This is a genomic window from Syntrophomonas sp. UBA1041 (assembly GCF_002316705.1).
In the GTDB taxonomy this organism is placed as follows: domain Bacteria; phylum Bacillota; class Syntrophomonadia; order Syntrophomonadales; family Syntrophomonadaceae; genus DTU019.
In genome coordinates this window covers 80764-91008 of record NZ_DCEA01000038.1, presented here as the reverse complement: position 1 = coordinate 91008, position 10245 = coordinate 80764, and the positions used below count along the sequence as shown (strand labels likewise).

6 protein-coding genes are annotated in these 10245 nt (G+C 49.9%); all 6 read right to left on the bottom strand.

The window, feature by feature from the left end; all coding sequences use genetic code 11:
- Nucleotides 1-235 precede the first annotated feature (235 nt).
- The 6 genes from B2633_RS06610 to B2633_RS06585 all read right to left on the bottom strand — a co-directional run bounded on the left by B2633_RS06610 (nt 236) and on the right by B2633_RS06585 (nt 10213).
- On the bottom strand, nt 236-469 hold the full coding sequence (locus B2633_RS06610) for a sulfurtransferase TusA family protein (protein WP_483169856.1): 234 nt from the start codon (nt 467-469) through the stop codon (nt 236-238).
- Nucleotides 459-1571, bottom strand: a complete 1113-nt coding sequence (gene yedE, locus B2633_RS06605; protein WP_483169855.1) for a YedE family putative selenium transporter — start codon at nt 1569-1571, stop codon at nt 459-461. The genes B2633_RS06610 and yedE overlap by 11 nt, the downstream gene beginning before the upstream one ends.
- A gap of 313 nt (nt 1572-1884) precedes the next feature.
- Nucleotides 1885-5097, bottom strand: a complete 3213-nt coding sequence (locus tag B2633_RS06600) for a PEP/pyruvate-binding domain-containing protein (RefSeq protein WP_483169854.1) — start codon at nt 5095-5097, stop codon at nt 1885-1887.
- Between the two features lie 22 nt (nt 5098-5119).
- Complete coding sequence (locus B2633_RS06595; protein WP_483169853.1) at nt 5120-6406, bottom strand: Glu/Leu/Phe/Val family dehydrogenase; 1287 nt, start codon at nt 6404-6406, stop codon at nt 5120-5122.
- A gap of 136 nt (nt 6407-6542) precedes the next feature.
- Complete coding sequence (locus B2633_RS06590; RefSeq protein WP_483169852.1) at nt 6543-7004, bottom strand: GreA/GreB family elongation factor; 462 nt, start codon at nt 7002-7004, stop codon at nt 6543-6545.
- A gap of 518 nt (nt 7005-7522) precedes the next feature.
- Nucleotides 7523-10213 (bottom strand): sigma 54-interacting transcriptional regulator, encoded by a 2691-nt coding sequence (locus B2633_RS06585; protein ID WP_483169851.1) that lies wholly within the window; start codon nt 10211-10213, stop codon nt 7523-7525.
- Nucleotides 10214-10245: the final 32 nt, after the last annotated feature.

The window sequence follows — 10245 nt, the reverse complement described above, 5'->3', positions numbered from 1 at the left end:
TACTCCTACCTGAAAAAAGACGCTCCGGTGGCAAAAGACAAAACAACCGCGGCCTAAATCCGCTCCTAATAAGGAATCATCCTGGCGGGGGTTTTTTCCCCCGCCTTTTCTTATATGGGCAATAGGGGACGGTTGGAGGGTTCTCTCGTATTTGACTTTGTGCCCAGATGACAAAAAGAAGCGGCCACTTGAACCGCTCCTTTTTGTAAAAGGCACTACTCATTCTCATTCAAGGTTATTTCTTTATTTCCATCTCCCAGTTGTTTTTCTGGTCCACATTCATGACCACGGTATAGCCGCAGGATCTGGCCAATTTGCCGACATTTTCTTTTGATTCCGCACTGTCGCCAACAATCTGGAGCTCAGCCAGGCCCTGGTCGATCAGCTTCTTGGTCTTCACTACCGGTATGGGACAGCTTAGCCCACGTACATCCAGCTTTTCCAACTGATAATCCCCCCTATTCTTCACGGTATGTATAACCGATTACCAGCATAATTAAAATTCCTGCCACACAGGCAATTTGCCCGAACAAATTGGGTCCGCCGATCAATGCGGGGGCTGCAGCCGTGGCTGCTGCCATGGCTGAACTGGCCAAACCGAAATTATGAATGAAACCAGCCCCTACGATCATGCCTATCACTACTGCAGCAGCATCCATATCGCCCTGTCCGGACAAGATCAGCTGGCGCAAAGGACAGCCTCCCAGCAAGGTGGCGGTCAAACCTACCAGATATAGACCCAGGAAATTCCAGAGGTGATTGCTGTGGGCGATGGGCTGCCCGGCAAAACCGGTTTTAAAGTATCCAAAACCGATGTTTAAAGCCAGCGCCCCGATAAATATCCCGATAAATCCTAACAAAAGAGTATTGTCCTTGATCAACATGAAATCCCTTATGCCTCCGCTCAAGCACAGGCGGCTGCGCTGGGCCAGGAATCCCACTATGATTCCGGCCCCCAGGCTGAACATAAGAGCAGCATGCATGCTGCCGGGGCCTTTTTGACTGAAGAACAGCGGTCCACCTGCTGCCTGATTAAATATCGTGCCCTTGAGCAAAAGATAGAGGAAGAACAGCATCAGGACCGGCATCACCCATCCTCCGAGGGGCGAACTGCTGATTTTGGCCCGGCCCAGGTCAAAACCCTTTTTCAGGAAAAATACCCCGCTGCCAACCCCAAAAATGAAACCGATCAATCCGACTAAAGCATTATAGTCTCCGCCAGCCATGCGCAAAATATCACGCAGCGGGCAGCCCAGAAATACCAGGGCTCCTACCATCATAAAAACTCCCATGAAAAAGCGCAGCAGGGTAGCCGAACCCCCCCGGGCTTTATATTCGCCGGCAAATAAAGCAGTCAAAGCGGCTCCCAATACCAGGCCGATGATTTCAGGGCGCATGTACTGCACTGTAGCGGTTTGGTGCAAACCCAGCGCTCCGGCGATGTCCCGCTCAAAACAAGCGATACAGAAACCCATATTAGCCGGGTTCCCCAACTTGACCAGGGTGACTGCAATCGCGCCGATAATCAACCCGGTCCCCAATACAAACCATTTGTTCCGATCCAAACCCATACCTCCCATCACATAACTATATGTTATATTTTTTATTACATATAATCATATTCTACAATGGGCCGGTTATTCCTCTCTTAAAAATAGCAAGATAACAGTTATTTCAACATTTATCATAGATAAAATAAAACGCCCTTGATTATCAGGCGTTTCAAATAGAATCGTGATTATACAGTTAAAAAATCATATTCCGGGCTCTATGTTATTCAATGCCGCCCCCTCAACCGGACATTATGGAATAGTACCAAAACAAGATGCCCGCTCTCCTGCCCTGAGCAGAAGCATGTCTCTAAGTGGCGACCCCGGGAGGGTTTTAGACTTGCTGGCTCTTCAGTTTGAGCGGTAAAGCCGGATCGGTTATGGCCCCGATCTTAGCGGCAAAACTGGTTTTTTGGACAACATCCCGGTCTGTAATAAGATGGACGTCTAATAAACCTTCACATGTATAGCCGGTCTTCAGGTAATTCATCTCTGCCAGGGCTTGACTCCAACCGTTGAGCCACTGCTTCAACAAGCCGCACTTTTCACTGTCTCCATCAATATGGATTATCAGGTCAATATCGCTTCCCGGACCAGCGGTGCCGTTACTGGTGCTGCCGATTATGTAAGCCGCTTTTACTCCCAAGATTTCTCCATCAAGCTGTTCACCGATACGCTCCGCCATATACAGCCTCCAGCGCCAATAGCGGTCATCATAGCGATAGCCTTCAGTCCGGGGCAGCGGTTCGACCAGATGCGACCAATCCGGGGACTCATGCAGGGGCCCACTGGTGGCATCCCCCAGATAACCCAGGGCCTCTCCCAATTCGGCATTCATATTAATGTGCAAGATACTGCCGCGACTGGCCTCCATCACATCGATGACCCTTATGACCTCCTCTAGATGCTTGTAGCCGGGCAGAAGCTGAGCCAGGATATTGGGAGATCTAGTCAGAAATTTTTCATTGAATTGAACGTTCTTATCATCAGGATAAAGGGGTATATAACGGATATTGGCTTCCACCAAGTCCTGAAAGAAATGCGTGCCGAAGGACAATTCGGGAACATAATTGGAACGCTTGCGAGCGATCTCGATCAAGGCCGCGGTGTTGTTGATGTCCGCATAAGTAACCTGCACGCCCATTTTGATATCCCCGCGGCTGCCCCAGCGACCCGGGCCCATTAAGATGAATCGTCTGCGGGGGAGCATAACGTTCAGCATGCCTACCGCTTTGCCGACATCGACCAGCTCTGTCAAACTCTGCAGTCTGCTGTAGGCTTCAGGATCCACAAATACCACATGGGAGATATTCTGCACCAAGCCGTTGGTTATATAGCGCTGGGCAGTAAAAATAATCTTGTTTTTAGGTATATCCCGGGGCAGGGGCGCCGGAACAGCGTCTTCCCCAAATCCCTGGGGGCGGCACTGCAAAAGGTAAAAATCCTGGCCGTCTGAAGCAAATTCGATGTCTACCGCAGTTCCCATCTTTTCCTGTAACACCTGCAGGATCTGGCCAATTTTTCTTATAAACGGCGTGCCGGCAATAAGACCTTCAAAATTAACCACCAGATCCTCTTTTTCGAAGTCGATCTGGAAGGCATTCAAGCATTCCACATAGTTCTCGCGATAGGCTGACAGGAGATGGTGTGCGAAGGGTATTTCAGGGCCGTAATGCTTTAACAGCTCAGCAATGGGTACGGTTTCAAAGCTATTGGTCTCCAGGTTGATGACATCGACCTTCTTGGGTGAATAGTACTTGATCTCCTCAGGGACTATGTTAACCCGCAGATCAGGCTGACCGGGTGCGATCAAAAAAGGAAAATCGTCGCTCAAACGGTCCACGGCCCGGGTTCCCAAACCCATCACCAGACGGATCAAACCGTCTTCCCGTTTTAGGCGCGGCGACCAGCGAAATTCGTTGTTGTTTACCGCGACCCCGGAATAAAGCGGCATAAAATAAGGGCCCATCTTCTTCCCTACCACCTGCTGTATCATGATTCCCATTTCTTCGTGAAAATCCAGCAGCCCGCGCTCGGCCCGGTAACGGATCGAATCGGGACCGTAGACTGAAGCGTAGACCTCAACTATAGCCCCCATCAGCGCATCCAGGCGCTGCTTCTTGCTGCCCCGGTTGGCCAGAAACAGGCTTTTGTACTTGCCGGAGAAAGCAGCTCCCATCTGATCTTCCAACAAGGAGGAACTTCTGACGATCAAGGGCACATCACCGAAATCGTCCAGGGCCATAGCCAGGCTCTTGACGATGCCCTGTGGAAACTTGGCGTTCTTCAGCATCTGAATGATATTGGGGTAATCCATGCGGATCTCTTGCAGGTCTTTATACTTCTGCTCGTTCAGTCCTTCTAAATTATTGTAATGCAGAAATTCGGTGAGTTCATCGGTGGTAATGCACCAGGTTCGGGGGATTTTAACCTCGGTCAGTAGGGGGTGGTTGTGGCTTTCTCTTTTTAGAATCTGCTGGGCCAGAAACAGGCCGGTGCTCTTCCCCCCGATTTTACCGTGGCTTTCCTCCGGGTAAATGAGGCGTTTGACCACCTCATAAAACTGGCTTATACCGATATACTGCTTGGCCACTCGGATGAAGTCAAGGTTGTCGGATAAGAATCTTCTTATCAAGGCCACTTCCAGCCAGCGCTCGGTGGCGGAATAGAGCATATTGCTCTCCCCCGCGATATTGCGGTACCGTTTTATGGCCTCAACGATTTCCCCCAGGGAAGTGTCGATGCGGTCCACGGTCTTGATGAGATCATAGGCCTTTTGTTCTTGAATCCAGCGGTTCAAGCGCAGTGAGATTTCCTGGTCGCTGAAATGCCGGGCGGCGATTTGAAAGGTCTTTTCGCAAATGGTGTTCACATTGCCCAGAGGCACCCGGGCACTGGGGTAATTGACCTCCCCGCGGCTGAATGAGTCCTGCCACCCCGGGCTGAAGTCATTGAGCAGGTTTCCGGCTTCGGCGACCCCGTTCCAGTACAAGTGGTTGATCATCTTGCGGCTCACATGCAGAAGCATATCCGGATCGGTACGGCGCAGCAAGTCCAAAATGACCATCCACTCGTGTTCTAAATGACGTTCGGTAAAACCCAGGCGAGGCCGGTTCCATTCCTGCAGGACTTGTTTGAGGCGGCGGTGAAACAGGGTCTGGCCAATTCGTTCGGCTATCGTTTGAATCAGTTTGCGTTCTTTGTCCAGAAAGGTCCCTTCCTCACTGGAAGGAACCGATTTGGTATAGACCACCTCTATGCTGCCCACGATCGCATCGTCTATCTTTATGGGGCAGTTCAAAAGCAGTTTTGACTTACAGTAACCCGGAGTCTGGTAACTGTTGCTGTCGAAGAGGATTCTGGCCTCGCACACCTCAGGGTATTGCCAGCCAGAAGGAATAACTTCAATGACCCCCGCAAGCATTTCCCCCGGGGAGAGGCGCTGATTGTTTAGAATCTCATCAACCTGATAGAGGCAATTGAGTTCTTTGGCCCGCTCCTTGAGGATGTGAATGGAGTGTTCGTCTAACAAGTCACTATCCCGCATGGCAATCCCCTGTCCTTTTTTCCTATACCCAACCCCTCATTCTCACGGCCTGCACTACACGGTTGATGGCTATAACATAAGCGGCATCGCGCATAAACATATTGTGCTTTTTAGCCAGATCATTTACAGCGTGGAAAGCGGCGGTCATTTTGGCATCCAGCTTGGCCAGGACTTCATCCTTCTCCCAGTAGTAGTTGGCGTTGGACTGCACCTGTTCAAAGTAACTGCAGGTGACACCGCCAGCATTGGCCAGGAAGTCGGGTATCAAGAAAATTCCTCTTGCTTTGACAACCTCATCGGCATCGGGGGTGGTCGGTCCATTGGCCCCTTCTACTATCATTTTAACCCGCGGGCTGATTTTATGTACGTTTTCAATCGTTATCTGGTTTTCCAGAGCGGCCGGGAATAGTATATCGACATCCTGCTCCAGCCAGGCATTGCCGTCAAGGATTTCACAGCCTACTGTTTTAGCCTTTTCCTTGTCTATGCTGCCGAAGGCATCGGTTATTTCCATCAGTTTGGCGCTGTCCAGGCCGTCTTCACATTTGAAAGTGTAGGATTTCTTGTCGGTGTTGTCCCAGCAGGAAATCGCCACGACCTTACCGCCCATCTTGCTGTATAATTCGGCCGCGTACTGGGCGACATTGCCAAAGCCCTGGAAACTGGCACAGGTTTCCTCGGGTTTTATCCCCATTTCTTTTAAGGCTTCACGCACAGTATAGACCACACCATAACCGGTAGCTTCGGTTCTGCCCAGAGAACCGCCCAATCCAACCGGCTTGCCGGTAATAAAGCCCGGGTATCTTCCCCCATGAATCGTTTCGAATTCATCCAGCATCCACAGCATATGCTGGGCATTCGTCATCACGTCAGGAGCAGGCACGTCCAAATCCGGTCCGACATCGCGGGCTACCTTCCTGACCCATCCCCGGCACAGTCTTTCCTGTTCATTTTTGGTCAGATTGCGCGGGTCACAAATGACTCCGCCTTTGCCGCCTCCCAGCGGAATGTCGACCACGGCGCATTTCCAGGTCATCCACATGGCCAGGGCGCGAACCGTGTCAGCAGTCTCCTGGGGATGGAAGCGAATGCCGCCTTTGGCCGGGCCGCGGGCATCATTGTGTTGAACTCTGAAACCTTGAAAAACCTGGGTACTGCCATCATCCATGCGCACAGGGATAAGGAAATGATATTCCATGGCCGGCTGCCGCAAAAGGGCTCGGGTTGCTTCATCCAGGCCGATTATCTCAGCAACCCGGTCGAATTGTGCCTGGGCGTTAACAAAGGGATTGTAACTTGTCTCACTCATTTGAATCTGCTTCCTCCTTGTAGCATATTCGGGTTTGGTTGACTATGCCAATTATATAACTCAGGCGCCAAATTGTGCGCAAAATCGTTTAATGTATACAATATACCCCTACATAGAAGGCCGCTATCCAAATATTCTATTGTCCAGGCGTGGAATTTTCAGGATATTTGATGGAAATTATCTGCCAGTTAATATCTCCCCGGGGTGCTTTTATGGTGACAGAGGCTCCTTTGCTCTTCAGCAGCAAGGCACTTCCCATGGGGGAAAGTATGGAAATGTGATGGCTTTTTATCCGCTCTTCATACAACGGCAGGATCTCCAATATTTGCCTCTTTCCGGTTTCGGGATTTATAAGCTCCACCTGGCTGCCCATAATGACAAACGGCAATTCGTTATTTGATTTTTCAGAGCGAATAGAATTCTCAAGGAATGCCTCCAGCTGCCTGACATAGAGATCCAAAAGGTTTACCACCTGTTTGCGCTCTGGAGAAATCTGTGGGAAATAGTCATGTACCCATTGACTGCGGTTTTCTTCAACCGCTACCAGGTGACGCAGCAGGTTCTCATAAGTTTGTGGTTTAATCGCACGCTGAACCACTCGAAACCCTCCCTCTCCCCATACATTTAATGGTAATCATCATTCCATAATAATTAGGTACCCGGCCTCACGGCTGGGTACCTATTACGTTTTAGTATACTGTATACAGTAGGAGCATGTCAATACTAGCAGCATTTTCCATCGGATACAGAATTTTATAGCCGGGTCTGGCTTAGATTTTAGCCGTCCAGATAATTTCAAACCTAATAAAAAACGGGTGATTCAGGGGGGAATTTTGAAGGTTCGCCCTGATCACCCGTAGAAGTAGGCAAAAGGTTAGATTTTACACAGGTTTCAAGCTTAGAATCTTGATGTCTAATTATAATGCAACTTATGTGCCAACTTCACAGCAAAAAGTATTTCATAATATGCAAAAGCAAAAACGCCCCAAATTGGGGCGCTGGTCCATTATACCAGAAGAGGTCGAAAAATACTGCTGCGGTAATGTGTATCAAATTTGCATCATTTATTAGACATGTGTCGAAAAATGATACAGATTTGCTACAATTGTCCAGCTATTAGTTGATTATCTGACATTCCTTCATCTTCCGATACAGTGTGCTGCGGGAAATGCCCATCTCTATAGCAGCCTTGCTGATGTTGCCGCCGTGCATATCCAGAGCCTGAATGATCCGCTTTTTTTCCTGCTCAAGGGCAAACAGCTTACGGGTATGGCGATCCCCCAGATATCCCGGGGGCACGACACTGCTATTGTCCAGCCACTGTTGGCGCTTGACCGCGGTATCAACCTCCATTTTTATGATCTCCCGGGGAAGATGATCTATAGTAAGCCGGGAATCATCGGCAACCAGGAGCATTCTTTCCACCACATTCTGCAATTCCCGAATGTTGCCCGGCCACTGGTAAGCCTCCAGATAATTGTAAACCGCATCATCGACAGAGATTATACGGCGGCCAGTCCGGCCTGACATTTCTTTGAGGAAGTGATTGAATAATAATCGAATATCGCCAGGGCGCTCCCGCAGTGCGGGAATATTAATCCTGACCACATTGAGGCGGTAGTAAAGGTCCACCCTGAACCGGCCCTGGTCGACCAGTTCCGGGAGGTTATGGTTGGTTGCCGCAATGATCCTTACATCCACCTTGATAGGGCTGTCTCCTCCCACACGCAGAACAGCTTTTTCCTGCAGAGCCCGCAGCAAGACGGCTTGCTGTTCCAAAGGCATGTCGCCGATCTCATCCAGCAAAAGGGTGCCGTGATTGGCCAGCTCAAACTTTCCGGGGCGTCCTCCGCGCCTGGCCCCGGTAAAAGCCCCTTCAACGTAACCGAACAACTCGCTGCCCACCAGTTCTCTTGGCAGTGCGGCGCAGTTTATGGCCACAAAAGGACCGTTTTTACGGGCGCTCACGTTATGAATGGCCTGGGCGAAAACCTCTTTGCCGGTGCCGCTCTCGGCTTGCAATAACACTGTGGAATTATTGCCTCCAGCCTTCATGGCAAGTTTGACGGCCCTGCGCAACAGCTTGTCTTCGCCGATTATGGAGTCAAAGGTAAAAGTGGCCTGTGCGCCGGTAAACCTGTTGACCAACTCCTGAACCCGGGCGATCGGTCTCAGGATTATTGTGGCCCCTATGACCTGTTGATCCTCATCAAAGATGGGGATGCCCGAGGCGGCAGCATGGACTTTGCCGCTGCTTCCGCTCAGCATTATCTCCTGGTCATGGAAGGCTTCACCGGTCTGCAGCAGGTTCATGGTTTTAGGGGCCTTGCCGCTGAACAATTCCACAATATGCACGCCCAGAAGGGCTTCCTGGGAGTATCCGATTATTTGTCGGGCTGCCGGATTAAATTGTGAAACCCGGCCGTTCTTATCTACGCCCAGAACCCCATCGGACATGGTGTCAAAAACATTGATAAGTTCTTCATTTACATTCCTGAGAGCCTGTTGTTCAATATACAATTGCTTTTCCTGATAAAGATGGCAGTTTTGAATTTTGTTTAAACCATTAAATATGGCCACCGCCATATAATAGCAGGAATTGTAACCACAGGCCGCGCAATTCCTGAAATCTTTTTCCTCCGCTTTGTGCATATCGTGATATATTGCCTGCAATTGTTCATCACTGGGAATATCAAGCCGCATCTGAGCGGTAAGGTCACGATAGTGCCCATTGCTGAAATCATGGTTTTTCAAGAGTTCAGCGATAAATTCATCGCGCTGGCGGTTAAGTTCGGGGTCGCTTATGTTCTCTTCGGAGCGCTTGGCAACCCGATATTCGCTGGCGACAGTCTTTTTGTTTATGCAGCCTACCCCCATATTACAGCCCTTTTCACAGCTTAATACGTCCACTATTAAGGGCAGATGCTGGTCTCCCCGGCGTATATATCTCTCCAGGTTGCCCAGATACTGTTCATAAATGGCAGGGCCTTCGATTTGGGCAATCTCGCTGGCCGGGGTATCCGGGTAATGGTACAAATACGACGCTTTGAGTCCGCCCGGAGTAGAGAAATTTGCGGTGATCCCGGCCGGTATTATATTGTCAAACTCACTGTCCTCCATACTAGACAGCTCGATACCATGCTCTTCGAAGATTTTCAACAAGTGCTGATAGGTAACATTGTATTTCACTATTCGGCTGTCCTGGAACTCCCGGCGCTTGGCCAAACAGGGCGAAATCAGGGCCAATTCCGCATGTGGATGCAATGAGCCGGCATATACCGCCAAATTGTGAACCGGGCTGCCAATTGGAGCCAAATATTCAAGCAAACCGGGATGGCTTAATTCCACATATCTTGTCACCGCCGGGCAGGGCGTCGATATAAGCGGCCTTTTGACGGTGCCGGCAGCCATGGCCTGGTGATAAGCAGCAACCGTAATTTCCGCACCGAGCGATACGTCATAAGCTTTGTGAACGCCCAATTTTTTTAAGGCACTGATCAGTTTGGGCAATTCAAAGTTGCTGGCTGCCGAAGGGGCAATTAAGGCCACGATTTCCCGCTTCCCCAGGTTGGCCGCAAACTCAGCGGCATCGTCAATTATGAAGCGGGCGCTCTTTTCAATACTGCCGCCGTGGCTTTTGATACAGGCCTCAACGCAGCGTCCGCAGGCAATACACCGGTTATTATTGAATTTGATTACTTCCCCGCTGCCATCACTACATATTTTTACCGGACAAACCGCAATGCATTGATGGCAATTGGTACAGTTATCTTCGTTGATCCCTATAACTTGTACGAACTTTTCCATAATCTCCCTCTATTTCATAGCAGTTTTATACA